Origin of the sequence: Streptomyces alboniger (assembly GCF_008704395.1) — a bacterium.
Classification (GTDB): Bacteria; Actinomycetota; Actinomycetes; order Streptomycetales; family Streptomycetaceae; genus Streptomyces; species Streptomyces alboniger.
In genome coordinates, this window is record NZ_CP023695.1 from 2,600,944 (window position 1) to 2,620,889 (window position 19,946).

The following is a 19,946-nucleotide window of genomic DNA, read 5'->3' on the forward strand; positions in this document are numbered from 1 at the left end:
CCGCTTGCGGCCATCTGTCGACCCGCGCCCGCCGCGGCGGGCGTCAGGACCAGCGGCCGGTGCGGCCGAGGAGCAGCGCGGTCGCCGCGGTCCCGGCGGTCGACGTGCGCAGCACGCTGCGCCCGAGGCGGTACGGCTTGGCGCCCGCCTCGGCGAAGGCCGCCAACTCGTCCGGGGAGACGCCCCCTTCGGGCCCTACGACGAGAACGATCCGCCCGCTCGCCGGCAGTTCCGCGGTGGCCAGCGGCTCGCTGCCCTCCTCGTGCAGGACGGCCGCGAAGTCGGCGCCCGTGAGGAGGGCGGCGACCTGCTTGGTGGAGGCCGCGTCCGCCACCTCCGGGAAGCGCACGCGGCGCGACTGCTTGCCCGCCTCGCGCGCGGTGGCCCGCCACTTGGCCAGCGCCTTGAGGCCGCGCTCGCCCTTCCACTGCGTGATGCAGCGCGACGCGGTCCACGGCACGACCGCGTCGACGCCGGTCTCGGTCATGGTCTCGACGGCGAGTTCACCGCGGTCGCCCTTGGGCAGCGCCTGGACGACGGTGATCCGCGGCTCCGCCTCGGGCTCCTCGGCCACGGAGCCCATCGTCACGACGAGCCGGTCCTTGCCCTCCGTCTCCAGGACCACGCACTCCGCCCACCGTCCGGCGCCGTCGGTCAGGACGACGTCCTCACCGGCGCGCAGCCGCTTCACGGAGACGGCGTGCCGCCCTTCGGGCCCATCGAGTACGTACCGTCCGCCGCCGCGCACATCCCCGTCGAACCGTTCGACGACGAACACGGGGGCGGTCACGCCGCACCGTCCCGCGTCGACGCGCCCTGGGCCTCGGCCAGTTCGGCCGCGAGGACCTCCACGAGCTGTCCGGCGGGCAGTTCCCTGGCGAGCCGGTGGCCCTGCCCGGCCCAGAGCGCCATGCCCTGCGCGTCACCGGCCTTCGCGGCGGCCTTGCGCAGGCCGCTGGTGAGGTGGTGCACCTGGGGGTAGGCGGCGGGCGCGTACGGGCCGTGCTCGCGCATGAACCGGTTGACGAGGCCGCGCGCGGGCCGTCCGGAGAACGCCCGGGTCAGCTCGGTCCGCAGGAACATCGGATTGGTCATGGCCCGCTTGTGCAGGAGGTTGGCGCCCGACTCCGGGGTGACCAGGAACGCCGTGCCGAGCTGGGCGGCGTCCGCACCGGCCGCGAGCACCGCGGCGATCTGCGCGCCGCGCATCAGGCCGCCTGTCGCGACGATGGGAATCTGCACGGTCTCGCGGACCTGCGTGATGAGGGAGAGCAGCCCGATCCCCGCACCGTCGGCCTCGGGGTTGTCCTTGTGGGTGCCCTGGTGCCCGCCCGCCTCGATGCCCTGCACACAGACGGCGTCGGCACCGGCCCACTGGGCGGCCTGGGCCTCCTCGGGCGTGGTGACGGTGACGACGGTGAGGGTGCCGACGCGCGCGAGGGAGTCGAGGACGTCGCGGGTCGGGCAGCCGAAGGTGAAGGAGACGACCGGCACCGGGTCGTCGAGCAGGATCGCGAGCTTGGCGTCGTACCCGTCGTCGCGCCCGCTGTCCGGGTCGCCGAGCTGCGTCTCGTACCAGGTGGCCTCACCGGCGAGCTGGCTGCGGTACACGTCGACGGCCGCGGCGTCCGCGTACTCGGGCTGCGGCATGAAGAGATTGACGCCGAAGGGCCGCGAGGTCAGGCCCCGCAACTGCTTGACCTCCTGGTACATCCCGTCGGCGGTCTTGTACCCGGCGGCGAGGAACCCCAGCCCACCGGCCTCGGAAACGGCCGCGGCCAACTGCGGACAGGAGGCACCGCCCGCCATGGGGGCCTGCACGATCGGAAGGCGACACAGCTCGGTCAGCACGGAGGACATAACGGCATCGTGCCACGCCCCCACCAGCCAACCGAATCGCACCCCGCAAGGGGCGCGAACAAGCCCCGTAAGGGGCGCGGGGCCGTGACACAAGCGGCTCCGCCGCGGGGCGCGAACAAGCCCCGTAAGGGGCGCGGGGAACTGCGCGAGCAACCACAACGCACCCGCGGGAAAGACAACAAAGCGCCCCCGGCACGGGAAGACCCCGCGCCGGGGGCAAGCGGCACCACCCAAGGCGCTACCGCCCGTTGAACGCATCCTTCAGCCGAGAGAAAAGCCCCTGCTGCCCCGGCTGAAACTGCCCCGTGGGCCGCTCCTCGCCCCGCAGCTGCGCAAGCTCCCGCAGCACCCGCTCCTGCTCGGGATCGAGCTTCGTCGGCGTGAGCACCTCGACGTGAACGATGAGGTCACCGCGCCCACCGCCCCGCAGATGCGTGATGCCACGCCCGTGCAGCGGGATCGACTGCCCGGACTGGGTGCCGGGGCGGATGTCGACCTCCTCCATGCCGTCGAGCGTCTTCAGCGGCACCTTCGTGCCGAGCGCCGCCGCCGTCATCGGGATGGTGACCGTGCAGTGCAGGTCGTCGCCGCGCCGCTGGAAGACGTCGTGCGGCAGCTCGTGGATCTCGACGTAGAGGTCACCGGCGGGCCCGCCGCCGGGCCCGACCTCGCCCTCGCCCGCGAGCTGGATCCGCGTGCCGTTGTCCACACCGGCGGGGATCTTCACCGTCAGCGTCCGGCGCGACCGGATGCGGCCGTCACCGGCGCACTCCGGGCACGGCGTCGGCACGACCGTGCCGAACCCCTGGCACTGCGGGCACGGCCGCGAGGTCATGACCTGGCCGAGGAAGGACCGCGTGACCTGCGACACCTCACCGCGACCGCGGCACATGTCACACGTCTGAGCGGACGTCCCCGGCGCGGCACCCTCACCGCTACAGGTCGTACACACCACGGCGGTGTCGACCTGGATGTCCTTGGTGGTCCCGAAGGCGGCCTCGTCGAGGTCGATCTCCAGCCGGATCATGGCGTCCTGGCCGCGACGCGTGCGCGAGCGCGGTCCGCGCTGCGACGCCGTCCCGAAGAACGCGTCCATGATGTCGGAGAAGTTGCCGAAGCCACCGGCGCCGAAGCCGCCCGCGCCTCCGCCGCCCGCCTGGGACAGGGGGTCGCCGCCGAGGTCGTAGACCTGCTTCTTCTGCGGGTCCGACAACACCTCGTACGCGGCGTTGATCTCCTTGAAGCGCTCCTGAGTCTTCGGGTCCGGATTCACATCCGGGTGAAGCTCACGCGCCAGCCTCCGGAAGGCCTTCTTGATCTCGTCCTGGGAAGCGTCGCGGCGCACGCCGAGTACGGCGTAGTAGTCCGTGGCCACTTACGACTCCGCCAGGATCTGTCCGACGTAACGTGCCACTGCGCGTACTGCTCCCATCGTTCCCGGATAGTCCATGCGGGTCGGTCCGACCACGCCTAGTTTCGCGACTGCCTCGCTCCCCGAACCGTAGCCGACCGAGACCACGGAGGTGGAGCTGAGGCCCTCATGGGCGTTCTCATGACCGATCCGTACGGCCATGCCCGAATCCTGCACCTCACCAAGCAACTTGAGGAGCACGACCTGCTCCTCAAGGGCTTCGAGAACGGGCCGGATCGTGAGGGGAAAGTCATGTCCGAAGCGGGTGAGATTGGCGGTCCCGCCGATCATCAGCCGCTCCTCGGTCTCCTCGACGAGTGTTTCGAGGAGGGTGGAGAGGACCGTCGCGACCGTACCGCGGTCCTCGGTCTCGAAGCTCTCGGGCAGGTCCTGCACCAGCTGCGGCACATCCGCGAAGCGGCGGCCCGCGACCCTGCTGTTGAGGCGCGCCCGCAGATCCGCGAGCGACGTCTCGCCGAAGGGCGCCGGACAGTCGATCATCCGCTGCTCGACCCGGCCCGTGTCCGTGATCAGTACGAGCATCAGCCGGGCCGGCGCGAGCGAGAGCAGCTCCACGTGCCGCACCGTCGACCGCGTGAGCGACGGGTACTGCACGACGGCGACCTGCCGGGTCAGCTGCGCGAGCAGCCGGACCGTGCGCCCCACCACGTCGTCGAGGTCGACGGCGCCGTCGAGGAAGTTCTGGATGGCGCGCCGCTCGGGCGCGGTCATCGGCTTGACGCCCGCGAGCTTGTCGACGAAGAGGCGGTAGCCCTTGTCCGTCGGGATGCGCCCGGCGCTGGTGTGGGGCTGGGCGATGAACCCCTCCTCCTCCAGCGCCGCCATGTCGTTGCGCACCGTGGCCGGGGAGACGCCGAGACTGTGCCGCTCGGTGAGCGCCTTGGAGCCGACCGGCTCCTCCGTCCCGACATAGTCGTGGACGATGGCGCGCAGCACTTCGAGCCTGCGTTCACTGAGCATCGCGCACACCTCCAGCCGTCATCCGTCGCGGTGGTCCCCTGCCTGGCACTCAACGCGGGTGAGTGCCAGCCTGTCAAAAGGTCAGTGTACGGCCGTCGGGTACGGCCCCGGCAAGGCCGGACGCCACCGGACCCCATCGAGCCGTCCGGGCCCGCCCGAGCGGCCGTGCCGAGGCGCACCACAGCGGCTAGCGTCACCGTATGGATGTGGAACCGGCATGGGAAGCCGCGGGCTGGGAACGGCTCGCGCCGCGGGTGGGGCGGTGCCGCCTGCCGGTCTGGGACTGCACGGCGGGCCTCGTCGTCGGCGACGACGCCGCTCTGATGATCGAGGCGGGGTCGAGCCTGGCGGAGGGCGCGGCGCTGCGGACGCGGGCCGGGGAGATCCTCGGCGGGGGCCGCCGCGTGACGCATCTCGCGTTGACGCACCCGCACTTCGACCACGTCCTCGGGGCCGCGGCCTTCGCGGGGGTGGAGGTGTACGGCGCGGTGGGCATCGACACGGTGTTCGCCAGGGGCGCCGACGAGCTGCGGGCGGACGCGGTGCGGCACGGCGTGGACCCGGAGGCCGCGGCGGAGGCGGCGGACCTCCTCGTCCACCCGCGCCACTTGGTGTCCGGCGAGTGGACGCTCGACCTCGGCGGCGGCGTGCAGGTCCTCCTCGCGAACGTGGGCCCCGGCCACTCGGGCCACGACCTGGTGGTCCTGGTGGCCGGTGGCGACGGCGGGCGGGAGATCGTCTTCTGCGGTGACCTGGTCGAGGAGTCGGGGGAACCGCAGGCCGGTCCGGACGCGGTGCCCTCGCAGTGGCCGGCGGCGCTGGACCGGCTGCTCGGCCTGGGCGGGGAGGACGCGCGGTATGTGCCGGGGCACGGTGCGGTGGTGGACGCGGCTTTTGTCCGTGCGCAGCGCGCCACACTGGCGGCCCGCTTCGGCGTGTCGTAGCGGGCGGTCCGCGCCTTTTTCCTATCGTCGCCGGAATGCGCCCACCCGTCTCCCGCCGCCACCCCTCCGAGGGCCCTCCGGGCCCGCAGCGCCGTATGTACTCCGCCGATCTCACACCACCTTGGAAGAAGCCGAAGCCCGTACCGGAGGTGGCGGCGGACGCCGGCCTCGTGGTGGAGGAGCTGAGCACCGGTTTCTGCGGGGCGGTGATCCGCTGCGAGAAGACGGCGCAGGGCCCGACGGTGACGCTGGAGGACCGCTTCGGCAAGCACCGGGTCTTCCCGATGGAGCCTCGGGGTTTCCTCCTGGAGGGCAGGACGGTCACGCTCGTGCGCCCCTCGACGGCTCCGGCTTCCCCCGTACGTCCTTCTCGCACCGCGTCCGGCTCGGTGGCCGTGCCCGGGGCGCGGGCCAGGGTCGCCCGAGCCGGCCGCATCTACGTGGAGGGCCGCCACGACGCGGAGTTGGTCGAGCGAGTATGGGGTGACGACCTGCGCATCGAGGGCGTGGTCGTCGAATACCTGGAGGGCATCGACGACCTGCCCGCGATCGTCGCGGAGTTCTCCCCGGGCCCCGACGCGCGCCTCGGCGTCCTGGTGGACCACCTGGTCCCCGGCTCCAAGGAGTCCCGCATCGCGGCCCAGGTCACCGGCGCGCACGCCCTGGTGGTCGGCCACCCCTACATCGACGTGTGGGAAGCGGTGAAACCGTCCTCGGTCGGCATCGACGCGTGGCCCAGGGTGCCGAGGGGGCGGGACTGGAAGACGGGCGTGTGCGAGGCGCTGGGCTGGCCGTCGAACACGGGGGCGGCGTGGCAGCGGATCCTGGGCTCGGTGCGCAGCTACAAGGACCTGGAGCCGGCGCTCCTCGGCCGCGTCGAGGAACTGATCGACTTCGTCACGCTCCCCTAGGGCCTGTCCGATAGATCAGTGGCCGGGGTGTGAACCGGGTTCCCCCACATGGCCGCTGCGGAAAGGTTTCGGCGTTCGCGAACGGGTGAAAGCTCGCTGCTCCCCGTCTTGAGTCGGTGGTGGCATGGACAGCCTGGGGAGGAATCCACCCCTCCGTCTAAGGATGCCCTCATGCGTTTCCGTACTTCCCTCGCCGCCGCCCTGGGCGCGCTCGCGCTCGTCGTCACCCTGCCCACCTCCGCCAACGCCGCGACCGGCCAGTTCGTCTTCACCTACAACCGCGACGGCAAGACCATCGAGGCCAGGCTCAACGACCCCAAGGGCCGCGAGTGCATCGACCTGGCCGAGGTCGCCGACCCGAGCGCGACTCCCGCGCACTCCCCGCGTAACCGCACCAACAGCATCGTCACCGTCTATAGCGACCTCGAATGCGAGGGCGAGTCCTTCTCCCTGAGGGCGTACAGCGGCTTCGGCGGCGAGGGCCTGAAGTTCCGCTCCGTCATCTTCAACCAGTAGCCCCGCCGCCGACGGCCCTTCCGGCTGCTCCAGTCTCAGTGGGTGAGCGACGGCTGGAGGGGCCCGGTGCTGCACCCAGCAGACGCTTCTTAGACATCGGCCCACCTGATCAGGGACGAATCCAAAGGCGTACGGAAGCGACGGTCACGCTGCCATGGAACACGTACGCTCTCTTGTCGAAGCGGGTGGCCACGGCCCGATAATTCTTCAACCGGTTGATCAGCCGCTCCACCTCGTTGCGACGCTTGTAGACCGTAGTGTCGAAGCCGGTGGGCCTGCCGCCCGCGCTGCCGCGCCGCTTCCGGCTGGCCCGTTGGCCCTTTCGCCCGGAAATGGTGTGCTTGATCTGCCTGCGCCGCAGATATCGGCGATTCCGGAGCGACGAGTAGGCTTTGTCGCCGCCCAGATGACCGGGGCGAGTACGAGGACCGCCACCGGCCGGCGATGCACCCTCACTCGCTTCCAGGACCGGAGCCATCTCCGGCGCGTCACCCCCCTTGCCCCGGAGTGACCAGCGTGGCCAACGGCCGCAATCCGCCCTCACCGACTACGGGGATCTTCGCCGTCAGCCCGCCCCGGGAACGGCCCAGGCCCTCGTCGGGACGGTGCTGCACCGGACGGCTGCCCTTCCCCGGAGTGCGTGGCGCCTCCCTGCGAGCGCCCGCGGCATGCTGGTGAGCCCGGCACACCGTGGAGTCCACGCTCACCATCGACCAGTCGATACCGCCGGTCGCGTCGGCATCAGCCTGGACAGCCCGCAGAACCCTCTCCCACGTGCCATCAGCATCAGTCAGATCGCCTCGCCCCACGCTGAGATGAACGATCAAGACACAAGCCAGTCACACGACCCACCGGACAGGCCCTAGCGGGACCTGGCCTCGGGGCACTTTCACGGCCTCTCCCACCCACCCGCCCGTTTACCCCGCATCAACCACTCCCGCAGAGCCCACCCGGAGACCGAGCGGGCGGGCTGGTGGGAGAGTGAGCGCCGGGCGCCCCCGACGGGCAGAGGCGGTGGAGGCGCAGAGCTAAAGCCGCAGCCTCAGGCGCCCCGCCCGCATCAGTCGACCAGGTCCCGTACCACCCCGTCCGCCAACAAGCGCCCCCGCAACGTAAGCACCGCACGCCCGCCCGCGTAGGGCCCAGGCTCCAGCAGCCCCTCCGCCAGCGCCCGGCGCGCAGCCGCGAGCCCCGCCTCCTTGAGGAGGGAAAGCGGGCAGCCCTCGCGGAGCCGCAGCTCCAGCAGGATCCGCTCGACCCTGCGGTCCTCCGCGGACAGCACCTCTCGCCCGGCCCCCGGCGACCGCCCCGCCGCGAGGGCCGACGCGTACGCCCCGGGATGTTTCACGTTCCACCAGCGCACGCCCCCGGCGTGGCTGTGCGCCCCGGGCCCGGCCCCCCACCAGTCGGCGCCCCGCCAGTACAGCTCGTTGTGCAGGCACCGCCCCGCCTCGGAGGTGGCCCAGTTGGAGACCTCGTACCACTCGAAGCCCGCGGCCCCCAGCACCTCGTCCGCGATCAGGTACCGGTCCGCGTGGACGTCGTCGTCCGTCATCGGGACCTCGCCGCGCCGGATCCGCCGCGCCAGCTGCGTACCCTCCTCCACGATCAGGGCGTACGCGCTGACGTGGTCAGGACCGGCCCCGATCGCCGCGTCCAGCGAGGCCCGCCAGTCCTCGTCCGTCTCCCCCGGCGTGCCGTAGATCAGGTCGAGGTTGACATGGTCGAAGCCCGCCGCCCGCGCCTCGGCGACGCACGCCTCGGGCCGGCCCGGCGTATGGGTACGGTCGAGCACCTTCAGCACGTGCTGTCGCGCGCTCTGCATACCGAAGGAGACGCGGTTGAAGCCTCCCTCGCGCAGCTCACTCAGATACGCCGTGTCGACCGACTCCGGGTTCGCCTCGGTCGTGATCTCCGCGTCGTCCGCGAGCCCGAACTCGTCCCGGACTGCCGCCAGCATGCGTACGAGATCCCCCGCGGCCAGCAGCGTCGGCGTACCGCCCCCGACGAACACGGTCCGCACGGGCCGCGGGTCGTCGCCGAGGACCTTGCGGGCGAGGCGCACCTCGTCCACGAGGGTGTCCGCGTAGTTGTCGCGCGAGGCGAGCACACCGCCGGAGCCGCGCAGCTCGGTCGCGGTGTAGGTGTTGAAGTCGCAGTAGCCGCAGCGCGTGGCGCAGTACGGAACGTGCAGGTAGAAGCCGAGGGGGCGGGAGGCCGCGCCCTCCAGGGCGGACGCGGGCAGCGCGCCGTCCTCGGGCATGGGCTCACCATCGGGCAGTGCGGAAGGCATACGTCGATTGTCCCGCACCGCGGGACACCCCCCCACCCGGTCCGCCGCGGAACAAGCCCCACCAGTGCGCCTGAAGCACCAGCAGCTAGTCCGCCTGAAGCACCAGCAACGCCATGTCGTCGTCCGGCGGCCGCTCCGAGAACTCGTGCACGAGCCGCCGGATCCGCTCCGCCACGAGCGCCGCGTCGAGCCCCGCGCAGTCGGCGAAGGCCTGCGCCAGGCCGTCGCCGTCGTCGAACTGGAGCCGCCCCGAGCGCCGCTCGGTCACGCCGTCCGTGACGCACAGCAGCGTGTCGCCGGTCCGCAGGTCGAAGCTCTCGCTCGTGTACGTCTCGTCGTCGACGACCCCGAGCAGCATCTGCGGGGACGCCGCCGCCCGCACCTCCCCCTCGGGCGACAGGAGCAGCGGCAGCGGATGCCCGGCGCATGCGATGGTGCAGCGCACGCCCCCTTCGTACGGGATCAGCTCGCCGTAGAGGAGGGAGAGGAAGCGTGAGGTGGCCCCGTCGGACGGCACGCCCCGGCCGCCCGCGACGGCGACGACCGCGGCCGCCGCGTCCGCCGCCTCGGTCGCGTCGTCGAGGAGCAGTTGGTTGAGGCGGTCGAGGACCTCGGCGACCTGGTAGCCCTCGCGGGCGAGCAGCCGCAGCCAGGGCCGGGCGAGGCCGATGACGACGGCGGCCTCGGGCCCCTTGCCCTGGACGTCGCCGAGCGCGAAGCACCAGCGTCCGTCGCCCGCCTGGAACACGTCGTAGAAGTCGCCGCCGGGCCCGCCCTTGTCCCGCGGCTCGTACACGAGAGCGCTCTGTACGCCGGGGATCTGGGCGACCTTGCTGGGCAGCAGGCCGCGCTGGAGGACCTGGCTGATGTTGGCCTGGCGCTGGTAGCGGCGGGCGGTGCTGACGGCGAGGGCGACGCGGCGGCTGAAGTCCTCGATGAGGCCGGTGACCTCGTCGGGGAAGCGGATCAGTCCGATCCTGCCGATCAGCAGCGTACCGAGCGTGCGGCCGCCCGCGGTCAGGCGGTACGCGAGTGCCGTGCCGGGCATCCCGCCCGCCGACGTGTCGCCGGGCCAGGGGACGGGGCAGGCGCCCGAGCCCGCCGCTTCGGGCAGCCGGGGCGGGTCCTTCTCCAGGACGCGGCGCAGCTCCTCCATGCGGTGCTCGCTGGTGTGCCAGACGCGGGCGAGCCGGGCGCCCGGTGCGCCGGGGACGGCGCGGGACGGGCCCTCCGAGGCGTCGTCGAGCCAGACCGCGCACCAGTCGGCGAGCCGCGGCACGAGCAGCTGTCCGGCGAGGGCGGCCACCAGGTCCTCGTCGAACTGCCCGGCGAGCAGGTCGGACGCCTCCGCGAGGAAGCTGAGCGCGCCGCGGTTGACCGACTCCATGTCGTGGGTGACCCGCTTGGGCAGCGGCGCGAGGATCTCCGCGGCACACAGCCCGCGCTGGAGGGTCTGCTCGCTCGCGTACGGCTCCGGTTCGTGGCCGGCCCGGACGCCCTCGACGGGCAGCCGGGCCCAGACGGTCTTGGTGCCCGTGCGGTAGGTGATGCCCCAGGACTCGGAGAGGGTCGCGACGAGTTGCAGCCCCCTCCCGTACTCGGGGGTGCCGCTGGACAGCGGCTTCGGCTCGCCGCGCACGGCGCGGGAGGGGTGGTGGTCGGAGACCTCGATGACGAGGGCGTCCGTGTCCTCACCCGGCCCGGCCTCGTCGAGCCGGCACAGCAGTTCGACGTCCGTACCCGCGTGCACGACGGCGTTGGTGACCAGCTCGCTGACCAGCAGCACGGCGTCGTCGGTGACACGGGCGGTGAGACCGGCCGCCGCGGGGACGCCCAGCTCGGACCAGTCGGCGAGGGCCGTGCGTACGAACTGGCGTGCGTCGGCCGGTGTCTCCGGGTTTCCGGGCAACGACGTACCCACCACCGCCGGCGGCCCGGAGCCTTCCGGGTCCTTGGCGGAGGCACGGAATTCGGCCTCCCCTTGCATGGGAAAGAACCCCACGGTACGGCTCCTGAGCAGTTCGGGCGAATACGCCTCAGGCGACACCGACAGGGTGACAGACTGGCCGCGCCCATAAGCACCGAGTCACCGAAGTGGGCCGCTATGAGTGAGAACAGTGCTACGCCCGCGCTCGGACCCGGCCGGATTCCGGCCCCGGCGCCTCCCCCGCCCTCCGCCGGGGCGGCAGAGCCCGCCCCGGCCACCGACCACGATCTGCGCACCTTGCTGGCCGCCATGCGCGCCGCGCGGGACGGGGACTTCACGAAGGTGGCGCCGGCCGGCGAGGGCGTCACCGCCGAGCTGTACGCGGTCTTCAACGAAATGCTCGACCGCTCACTCCACTTCGACGGTGAACTGGTCCGCGTACGCCGGGAGATCATCCGGCACGGCCGCCTGGACGAACGGTTCACCGCGAGTCCGGGGCAGGGCAGGTGGGCCGCCCGCATCCAGGAGGCCAACTCCCTGCTCGACTCCCTGGTGGCCCCGGCCGCCAACGCCACACGGGTGCTCAACGCGGTGGCGGGCGGCGACCTCACCCAGCGCGTCGACCTGCACGACGGCAGCCGTGAGCTGCGGGGTGATCTGCGCCGCCTGGGCCGTGCCGTCAATACGATGGTCGACCAGCTCTCCCTCTTCACCGGCGAGGTCACGCGCGTCGCCCGCGAGGTCGGCACCGAGGGGCGGCTCGGCGGGCGCGCCAAGGTGCGGGGGCTTTCGGGCAGTTGGCGCGACGTGACGGAGGCCGTCAACACGATGGCGTCCCGGCTGACCGCCCAGGTCCGGGACATCGCCCTGGTGACCACGGCGGTGGCGCAGGGCGACCTGACGCGCACGGTGACGGTGGAGGCGACCGGCGAGCTGCTGGAGCTGAAACTGACCGTGAACACCATGGTCGAGCAGTTGTCCGCCTTCGCCGCCGAGGTGACCCGGGTGGCGCGCGAGGTCGGCACGGAGGGGCAGCTGGGCGGCCGGGCGCAGGCGCGGGGCGTGTCCGGCGTGTGGAAGGACCTCACCGACAACGTCAACTTCATGGCGTCGAACCTCACCTCGCAGGTCCGCAACATCGCCCAGGTGACCACCGCCGTCGCCAACGGCGACCTGAGCCAGAAGATCACCGTCGACGCCCGGGGCGAGATCCTGGAGCTGAAGTCGACGGTGAACACGATGGTCGACCAGCTCTCCGCCTTCGCCGACGAGGTCACCCGCGTCGCCCGCGAGGTCGGCACCGAGGGCAATCTCGGCGGGCGGGCCCAGGTGCGGGGCGTGTCCGGCGTATGGAAGGACCTCACCGACAACGTCAACTTCATGGCCGACAACCTCACCTCCCAGGTGCGGAACATCGCGCTCGTGTCGACGGCCGTCGCCCAGGGTGACCTCGGCAAGAAGATCACGGTGGAGGCGAAGGGCGAGATCCTGGAGCTGAAGTCGACGATCAACACCATGGTCGACCAGCTCTCCGCCTTCGCCGACGAGGTCACGCGCGTCGCCCGCGAGGTCGGCACGGAAGGCAATCTCGGCGGGCAGGCCCAGGTGCGGGGCGTGTCCGGCGTATGGAAGGACCTCACCGACAACGTCAACTTCATGGCGTCGAACCTCACCTCGCAGGTCCGCAACATCGCCCAGGTGACCACCGCCGTCGCCAACGGCGACCTCTCCAAGATGATCACGGTCACCGCGCGCGGCGAGATCCTGGAGCTGAAGGACACCGTCAACACGATGGTGGAGCAGCTGCGCGCCTTCGCCGACGAGGTGACGCGCGTGGCCCGCGAGGTCGGCACGGACGGGCGGCTCGGCGGCCGAGCGCAGGTCCTCGGCGTCTCGGGCGTGTGGAAGGACCTCACGGACAACGTCAACTACATGGCGGACAACCTCACGGGCCAGGTCCGCAACATCGCGCAGGTCGCCACGGCCGTCGCCCAGGGCGACCTCTCCAAGAAGATCGACGTGGACGCGCGCGGCGAGATCCTGGAGCTGAAGACCACCATCAACACCATGGTGGACACGCTCTCCTCGTTCTCCTCCGAGGTCACGCGCGTGGCCCGGGAGGTCGGCTCCGAGGGCCAGCTGGGCGGGCAGGCCCGGGTCGAGGGGGTCTACGGCACGTGGAAGCGCCTGACGACGAACGTGAACGAGCTGGCGCTGAACCTCACCACCCAGGTCCGCGCGATCGCCGAGGTGGCCTCCGCCGTGGCCCAGGGCGACATGACCCGTGCCATCACCGTCGAGACGCGCGGCGAGGTCACGGACCTCAAGGACAACATCAACCTCATGGTCTCCAACCTCCGCGAGACCACCCGCGCCAAGGACTGGCTGGAGTCCAACCTCGCCCGCCTCGCGGGCCTGATGCAGGGCCACCGCGATCTGATGGAGGTCGCCGATCTGATCCTGCGGGAGCTGACCCCGCTGGTGAACGCCCAGTACGGCGCCTTCTTCCTGGCCGACCCCGACACCGCGGAGAGTCCGGCGCCCACCCAGGTGACGGCGAAGGGCCTCGCCTTCATCGCGGGGTACGGCGCGGCGCAGGACTCGGTGATCGACACCGGGGGGATGCCCGCGCAGGGTCTGGTGCGCCAGGCGGCGCTGGAGAAGAAGCGCATCCTCGTGGAGAACGTCCCGCCGGACTACATCAAGATCCACTCGGGGCTCGGCGACGCGGCCCCCGCCACCGTCGTGATCATCCCGATCCTCTTCGAGGACAAGCTGCTCGGCGTGATCGAGCTGGCCACGTTCTCCCGCTTCTCCGACGTCCACCTGGCCTTCTTCGACCAGTTCGTGAACACCATCGGCGTCGCGATCAACACCATCATCGCCAACTCCCGTACGGAGTCCCTCCTCGGCGAGTCCCAGCGCCTGGCCACCCAGCTCCAGGAGCGCTCGGACGAACTCCAGCGCCAGCAGGCCGAGCTGCGCCGCTCCAACGCCGAACTGGAGGAGAAGGCGGCGCTGCTCGCCACCAGCTCCCAGTACAAGTCGGAGTTCCTGGCGAACATGTCGCACGAGCTGCGTACGCCGCTCAACTCCCTGCTGATCCTGGCCCGGCTGCTCTCCGACAACCCGGACGGACACCTGTCCGACCAGGAGGTGCAGTTCGCGACGACGATCCACCGCTCGGGCTCCGACCTCCTCCAGCTGATCAACGACATCCTGGACCTGTCGAAGATCGAGGCCGGCCGGATGGACGTACGCCCCAAGAAGCTCCCGCTGATCAAGGTTCTCGACTACGTCCACGCGACGTTCCGCCCGCTCACCCTGGACCGGGGCCTGGCCTTCGACGTGTCGGTCGGCGAGGACGTCCCGCGCGAGATGTTCTCGGACGAGCAGCGTCTCCAGCAGATCCTGCGCAACCTCCTGTCGAACGCGGTCAAGTTCACCTCGGCGGGCAGGGTCGAACTGCGGGTCAGCCGTGTCACCAACACCGCGGGCGACCGGCTGCTCCACGACAACGACGACCTGCTCTGCTTCGCCGTCAGCGACACCGGCATCGGCATCCCGGCCGAGCAACTGCCGGTGATCTTCGAGGCGTTCCAGCAGGCCGACGGCACCACCAACCGCAAGTACGGCGGCACCGGCCTCGGCCTCTCCATCAGCCGTGAGATCGCCGGCCTGCTCGGCGGCCGCATCACCGCCGAGAGCAACCCCGGCCAGGGCTCCACCTTCTCGCTGTACGTGCCCGTGGTGCACCCGGGCCACGGCGCGGCCGCCATCGCGTACGCCGCGTCCCACATCCAGCACCTGCCGAAGCCGCAGGAGCACGCCGTGCAGCGGCCGCACACCAGCCTCGAACCCGACGACAGCTGGCCCACCCCCACCAAGCTGGAGGAGTGGAAGGAAGGCCGCGCGGGCCGCTTACTGCCGGGCCGCCGGGTGCTGATCGTCGACGACGACATCCGCAACGTCTTCGCGCTCACCCACGTACTGAGCCGCGTCGGCATGCCCGTCCTGTACGCGGAGAACGGCCGCGAGGGCATCGAGACCCTGGAGCGCAACCCTGACGTCGACATCGTCCTGATGGACATCATGATGCCGGAGATGGACGGCTACGAGACCATGGCCGCCATCCGCCGCAGTCCCCGCTGGCGGGGCCTGCCCATCGTGGCCCTCACCGCGAAGGCCATGCCGGGAGACCGCGAGAAGGCCATCTCCCAGGGCGCCACCGACTACGTCCCCAAGCCCGTGGACGTGGATCAGCTCCTCGGTGTCGTCTGCACCCTGCTGGATCCGGAGAGCGCGACCACCGGTGAACGGTCCGTGCCCCCCGATCCGGCCTCCCCCGCCCCGGAGCAGGCCGGCTCTCCAGGAGAGAGCGCCGCTTCGCCGGCAACCGATTGAGACACCCTTGATATGAGTGCAGAGCCCCTGACCGACCACCGAGCGAGCATCCTCCTTGTCGACGACATGGAGGACAATCTGATGGCCCTCGAAGCAGTCCTCGGGTCCCTGAACGAGCCGCTGGTGCGGGCCCGTTCGGGAGAGGAGGCGATGAAGGCGATCCTGCGGCAGCGGTTCGCCGTGATCCTCCTGGACGTACGGATGCCGGGCATGGACGGCTTCGAGACCGCGGCGAACATCAAACGCCTCGACCAGACCAAGGACGTGCCCATCATCTTCCTGACGGGCACCGACCACGACGCCGGGTACGCCTTCCGGGGCTACGCGACGGGCGCCGCGGACTTCCTCACCAAGCCGTTCGACCCCTGGGTGCTGCGCGCCAAGGTCACGGTCTTCCTGGAACTGCACCGCAAGAACCGCCAGCTGGAGCGGATACTGGCCCGCGAGCAGCTCCAGTTCGACGAGCTGGCCGCGCGCCTGTCCGCGATCGAGGCGCACATGGCGGCGAGCAGCCTCAAGGACGTCCTGGAGCTGCGCCACCATGTGACGCACATGGAGAAGCTGGTACAGGAGATGCGCCACGGACGCGGCCACTAGGGCGTGTCCGGCGGGACGGGCGGGCTTCAGGCCTCGCGTGAACCCGCGTACATCTCGTCGATCAGGTGCTTGTACTGCCGTTCGACGACCGGGCGCTTCAGCTTCAGGCTGGGCGTCAGCTCGCCGTGCTCGACGTCCAGGTCGCGCGGCAGGAGGCGGAACTTCTTGATGGTCTGCCAGCGCTGGAGGCCTTCGTTGAGCTGCTTCACATAGCCCTCGACCAGCTCGACCGCGGCGGGGGCGGCGACGACCTCGGCGTAGGACTTGCCGCCCAGGCCGTTCTCCTCGGCCCAGGCCAGGATCGCGGGCTCGTCGAGGGAGATCAGCGCGGTGCAGAAGTTCTTGTCGGCGCCGTGCACCAGGATGTTGGAGACGTACGGACACACGGCCTTGAACTGGCCCTCGACCTCGGCGGGCGCGATGTACTTGCCGCCGGAGGTCTTGATGAGGTCCTTCTTGCGGTCGGTGATCCGCAGATAGCCGTCGACGGACAGCTCGCCGATGTCGCCGGTGTGGAACCACCCGTCGGACTCCAGGACCTCGGCCGTCTTCTCCGGCAGGCCGTGGTAGCCCTCCATGATGCCGGGGCCGCGCAGCAGGATCTCGCCGTCGTCGGCGATGCGCACCTCGGTGCCGGGCAGCGGCTTGCCGACGGTGCCGGTGCGGTAGGCCTCGCCGGGGTTCACGAAGGAGGCCGCGGAGGTCTCGGTGAGGCCGTAGCCCTCCAGGACGTGGATGCCGGCGCCCGCGAAGAAGTATCCGATGTCGGGCGCGAGCGCGGCCGATCCGGAGACGGCGGCGCGCAGCCGCCCGCCGAAGGCCTCGCGCAGCTTGGAGTAGACGAGCGAGTCGGCGACCTTGTGCTTGGCCCGCAGCCCGAAGGGCACCGAGGCGTTGCCGGTCCTGCGGAAGTTGTCCTGGCTGACCTTCGCGTACTCGCGAGCGACGTCGGCGGCCCACAGGAAGATCTTGTACTTGGCTCCACCGGCGGCCCTGGCCTTGGCCGCGACGCCGTTGTAGACCTTCTCGAAGATGCGGGGCACGGACGCCATGTACGTCGGCTGCACCACCGGCAGATTCTCGATGATCTTGTCCACGCGGCCGTCGACGGCGGTGACGTGCCCCAGCTCGATCTGCCCGGAGGTCAGCACCTTGCCGAAGACGTGCGCGAGCGGCAGCCACAGGTACTGCACGTCGTCGGGGCCGAGGAGGCCGGTCGCGGCGATGGCCTTCGCCATGTACGACCAGTTGTCCTGCGGCAGGCGCACGCCCTTGGGGCGGCCCGTGGTGCCGGAGGTGTAGATGATCGTGGCGAGCTGCTCCTTGGTGATCGCCGCGACCCGCTCCTTGACGGCCTCGGGGTTCTTCTCCAGGTGGGCGGCGCCCCGGGCCTCCAGCTCGGCGAGCGTGAGCACCCAGCCCTCGGGGTCGCCCTCGCCGCCGCTCACGCCCTCGGGGTCGATCACGACGACGTGCCGCAGCTCGGGCAGCTCGGCCCGCTTCTCGCGCGCCTTGGCGAGCTGGGCCGCGTCCTCGGCGATCAGCACCCGGCTGTCGGAGTCGGCGAGGATGTACGCGGACTCCTCGGCGTTGGTCTGCGGATAGACGGTCGTGGTGGCCGCGCCCGCGCACATGATGCCGAGGTCGGACAGGATCCACTCGACCCGCGTGGAGCTGGCCAGGGCCACCCGGTCCTCGGGGCGCAGCCCCAGCCCGATGAGGCCCGCGGCGATGGCGTAGACGCGGTCGGCGGCCTGCGACCAGCTGAGCGCCTTCCAGACGTCGGGGCCCTCGCCGGACGGGGCCGGGACCGGGTAGCGGTAGGCCTCGCCGTCCGGCGTGGCCGCCACGCGCTCCAGGAAGAGATGCGCCACCGAGGGCGGACGGTTCTCGATCAAGGTCTGTGTGTCGCTCACGACATCCTCCGGGCCCACGACGGTGCGGCGATCTGGCTGGCGGCGGCTCTGCTTCTTATGTCTGCTGCTGCCCTGTCGGCCACTTGTTTAACTTGCGAGTAACCTGCGAGTGGAGATCAGAGTAGAGCGCCGACGCCCGGTGCGTAAGGGGCAGCTGCCCCTCACTTCCTCCGGACACCGAAATCCCCCGGACGCTCACACGAACGGGCCCGGCACGTCGTACGCACCGGGCCCGCGTGGCAGCGGCAGAACCGCGACCGGGGAGGCTACTCCTTCACGGGGAGCTACTTCTTCGCCTTGCCCGGGCCGCTGTCGTCGCTGGAGAGCACCGCGATGAAGGCCTCCTGCGGCACCTCGACGGAGCCGACCATCTTCATCCGCTTCTTGCCCTCCTTCTGCTTCTCCAGGAGCTTGCGCTTACGGGAGATGTCACCGCCGTAGCACTTGGCGAGGACGTCCTTGCGGATGGCGCGGATGGTCTCGCGGGCGATGACCCGGGAGCCGATCGCGGCCTGCACCGGCACCTCGAAGGCCTGCCGCGGGATCAGCTCGCGCAGCTTGGCGACGAGCCGCACGCCGTACGCGTACGCCTGGTCCTTGTGCGTGACCGCCGAGAAGGCGTCGACCTTGTCGCCGTGCAGCAGGATGTCGACCTTGACGAGCTGGGCCGACTGCTCGCCCGTGGGCTCGTAGTCCAGCGAGGCGTACCCGCGGGTCTTTGACTTCAGCTGGTCGAAGAAGTCGAAGACGATCTCGGCGAGCGGCAGGGTGTAGCGGATCTCGACGCGGTCCTCGGAGAGGTAGTCCATGCCGAGCATGACGCCGCGCCGGTTCTGGCACAGCTCCATGATCGAGCCGATGAACTCGCTGGGCGCGAGGATCGTGGCGCGCACGACGGGCTCGTAGACCTCGTCGATCTTCCCCTCGGGGAATTCACTCGGGTTGGTGACCGTGTGCTCGGTGCCGTCCTCCATGATCACGCGGTAGACCACGTTGGGGGCGGTGGCGATCAGGTCGAGCCCGAACTCGCGCTCCAGACGCTCCCGGATCACGTCCAGGTGCAGCAGCCCCAGGAAGCCGACGCGGAAGCCGAAGCCGAGCGCGGCCGAGGTCTCCGGCTCGTACACCAGCGCGGCGTCGTTGAGCTGGAGCTTGTCGAGGGCCTCGCGCAGGTCCGGGTACTCCGAGCCGTCCAGCGGATACAGACCCGAGAACACCATCGGCTTCGGGTCCTTGTAACCGCCGAGGGCCTCGGTGGCGCCCTTGTGCAGGGAGGTGATCGTGTCACCGACCTTGGACTGACGGACGTCCTTCACGCCGGTGATGATGTAGCCCACCTCGCCGACGCCGATGCCGTCGGCCGGGGTCATCTCGGGGGACGACACACCGATCTCAAGCAGCTCGTGCGTGGCCCCGGTGGACATCATCCGGATCCGCTCGCGCTTGTTGAGCTGGCCGTCGACCACTCGTACGTACGTCACGACGCCGCGGTAGGAGTCGTAGACCGAGTCGAAGATCATCGCGCGCGCGGGGGCGTCGGCGACGCCGACCGGCGGCGGGATCTCGGCGACGACCTTGTCGAGCAGCGCCTCGACACCCATGCCGGTCTTCGCGGAGACCTTCAGGACGTCGGCGGGGTCGCAGCCGATGAGGTTGGCCAGCTCCTCGGAGAACTTCTCCGGCTGGGCGGCCGGCAGGTCGATCTTGTTGAGGACCGGAATGATCTTGAGGTCGTTCTCCATCGCCAGGTACAGGTTGGCGAGAGTCTGCGCCTCGATGCCCTGGGCCGCGTCGACCAGGAGGACCGTACCCTCACAGGCCGCGAGCGAACGCGAGACTTCGTACGTGAAGTCCACGTGGCCCGGGGTGTCGATCATGTTGAGGATGTGGGTACTGCCCTGGTCCGGGCCCTCGTTCGGGGCCCAGGGCAGACGCACCGCCTGGGACTTGATCGTGATGCCGCGCTCGCGCTCGATGTCCATGCGGTCGAGGTACTGAGCACGCATCTGCCGCTGCTCCACCACCCCGGTGAGCTGGAGCATGCGGTCGGCGAGCGTGGACTTGCCGTGGTCGATGTGCGCGATGATGCAGAAATTGCGGATCAGAGCCGGGTCGGTACGGCTCGGCTCGGGCACATTGTTAGGGGTCGCGGGCACGCAGGGTCCTGTCTCTTGAGGCGCCTGTAG

13 protein-coding genes and 1 pseudogene are annotated in these 19,946 nt (G+C 70.7%); 5 read left to right on the top strand and 9 right to left on the bottom strand.

Annotated features, from left to right (window positions below; genetic code table 11):
- Window positions 1-43: 43 nt before the first annotated feature.
- From CP975_RS11450 to hrcA, 4 genes are all read right to left on the bottom strand, one after another.
- On the bottom strand, window positions 44-790 hold the full coding sequence (locus CP975_RS11450; RefSeq protein WP_055527814.1) for a 16S rRNA (uracil(1498)-N(3))-methyltransferase: 747 nt from the start codon (window positions 788-790) through the stop codon (window positions 44-46).
- Window positions 787-1,860, bottom strand: coding sequence for a nitronate monooxygenase (locus CP975_RS11455; RefSeq protein WP_055527812.1), 1,074 nt, complete (start codon window positions 1,858-1,860; stop codon window positions 787-789). The genes CP975_RS11450 and CP975_RS11455 overlap by 4 nt, the downstream gene beginning before the upstream one ends.
- 238 nt (window positions 1,861-2,098) lie before the next feature.
- Entirely contained in the window at window positions 2,099-3,235 is a 1,137-nt protein-coding gene (dnaJ, locus tag CP975_RS11460; protein WP_055536253.1) for a molecular chaperone DnaJ, read from the bottom strand.
- Complete coding sequence (gene hrcA / locus CP975_RS11465; protein WP_030783472.1) at window positions 3,236-4,252, bottom strand: heat-inducible transcriptional repressor HrcA; 1,017 nt, start codon at window positions 4,250-4,252, stop codon at window positions 3,236-3,238.
- Between the two features lie 200 nt (window positions 4,253-4,452).
- Here hrcA and CP975_RS11470 point away from each other — a divergent pair, with 200 nt between their 5' ends.
- From CP975_RS11470 to CP975_RS11480, 3 genes are all read left to right on the top strand, one after another.
- Entirely contained in the window at window positions 4,453-5,196 is a 744-nt protein-coding gene (locus CP975_RS11470; RefSeq protein ID WP_055536254.1) for an MBL fold metallo-hydrolase, read from the top strand.
- A 35-nt stretch (window positions 5,197-5,231) separates the two neighbouring features.
- Window positions 5,232-6,107: a DUF3097 domain-containing protein gene (locus CP975_RS11475; RefSeq protein ID WP_055536255.1), complete on the top strand. Its 876-nt coding sequence runs from the start codon at window positions 5,232-5,234 to the stop codon at window positions 6,105-6,107.
- A gap of 171 nt (window positions 6,108-6,278) precedes the next feature.
- A complete protein-coding gene (locus CP975_RS11480; RefSeq protein WP_030786578.1) occupies window positions 6,279-6,623 on the top strand; it encodes a peptidase inhibitor family I36 protein in 345 nt (114 codons plus the stop codon).
- A gap of 109 nt (window positions 6,624-6,732) precedes the next feature.
- Here the strand turns inward: CP975_RS11480 and CP975_RS11485 are convergent.
- The 3 genes and pseudogenes from CP975_RS11485 to CP975_RS11495 form a co-directional block, all read right to left on the bottom strand.
- Window positions 6,733-7,408: pseudogene (locus CP975_RS11485) on the bottom strand (IS5 family transposase); the annotation flags it as partial.
- Window positions 7,409-7,683: 275 nt separating this feature from the next.
- A complete protein-coding gene (gene hemW / locus CP975_RS11490) occupies window positions 7,684-8,916 on the bottom strand; it encodes a radical SAM family heme chaperone HemW (protein WP_055531618.1) in 1,233 nt (410 codons plus the stop codon).
- 85 nt (window positions 8,917-9,001) lie between these two features.
- A complete protein-coding gene (locus CP975_RS11495; RefSeq protein ID WP_425474244.1) occupies window positions 9,002-10,918 on the bottom strand; it encodes a SpoIIE family protein phosphatase in 1,917 nt (638 codons plus the stop codon).
- A 234-nt stretch (window positions 10,919-11,152) separates the two neighbouring features.
- Here CP975_RS11495 and CP975_RS11500 point away from each other — a divergent pair, with 234 nt between their 5' ends.
- The gene (locus CP975_RS11500; RefSeq protein ID WP_150477856.1) at window positions 11,153-15,247 is read left to right on the top strand and encodes a HAMP domain-containing protein; all 4,095 of its coding nucleotides are present in this window, start codon (window positions 11,153-11,155) and stop codon (window positions 15,245-15,247) included.
- A gap of 12 nt (window positions 15,248-15,259) precedes the next feature.
- The gene (locus tag CP975_RS11505) at window positions 15,260-15,844 is read left to right on the top strand and encodes a response regulator (protein ID WP_030783457.1); all 585 of its coding nucleotides are present in this window, start codon (window positions 15,260-15,262) and stop codon (window positions 15,842-15,844) included.
- Between the two features lie 26 nt (window positions 15,845-15,870).
- Here CP975_RS11505 and CP975_RS11510 read toward each other — a convergent pair whose 3' ends face one another.
- Together CP975_RS11510 and lepA are read right to left on the bottom strand one after the other, a co-directional pair.
- Window positions 15,871-17,760, bottom strand: coding sequence for an AMP-dependent synthetase/ligase (locus CP975_RS11510; protein WP_055531622.1), 1,890 nt, complete (start codon window positions 17,758-17,760; stop codon window positions 15,871-15,873).
- Window positions 17,761-18,044: 284 nt separating this feature from the next.
- Entirely contained in the window at window positions 18,045-19,916 is a 1,872-nt protein-coding gene (gene lepA, locus CP975_RS11515) for a translation elongation factor 4 (RefSeq protein WP_030783452.1), read from the bottom strand.
- Between the last annotated feature and the right edge of the window lie 30 nt (window positions 19,917-19,946).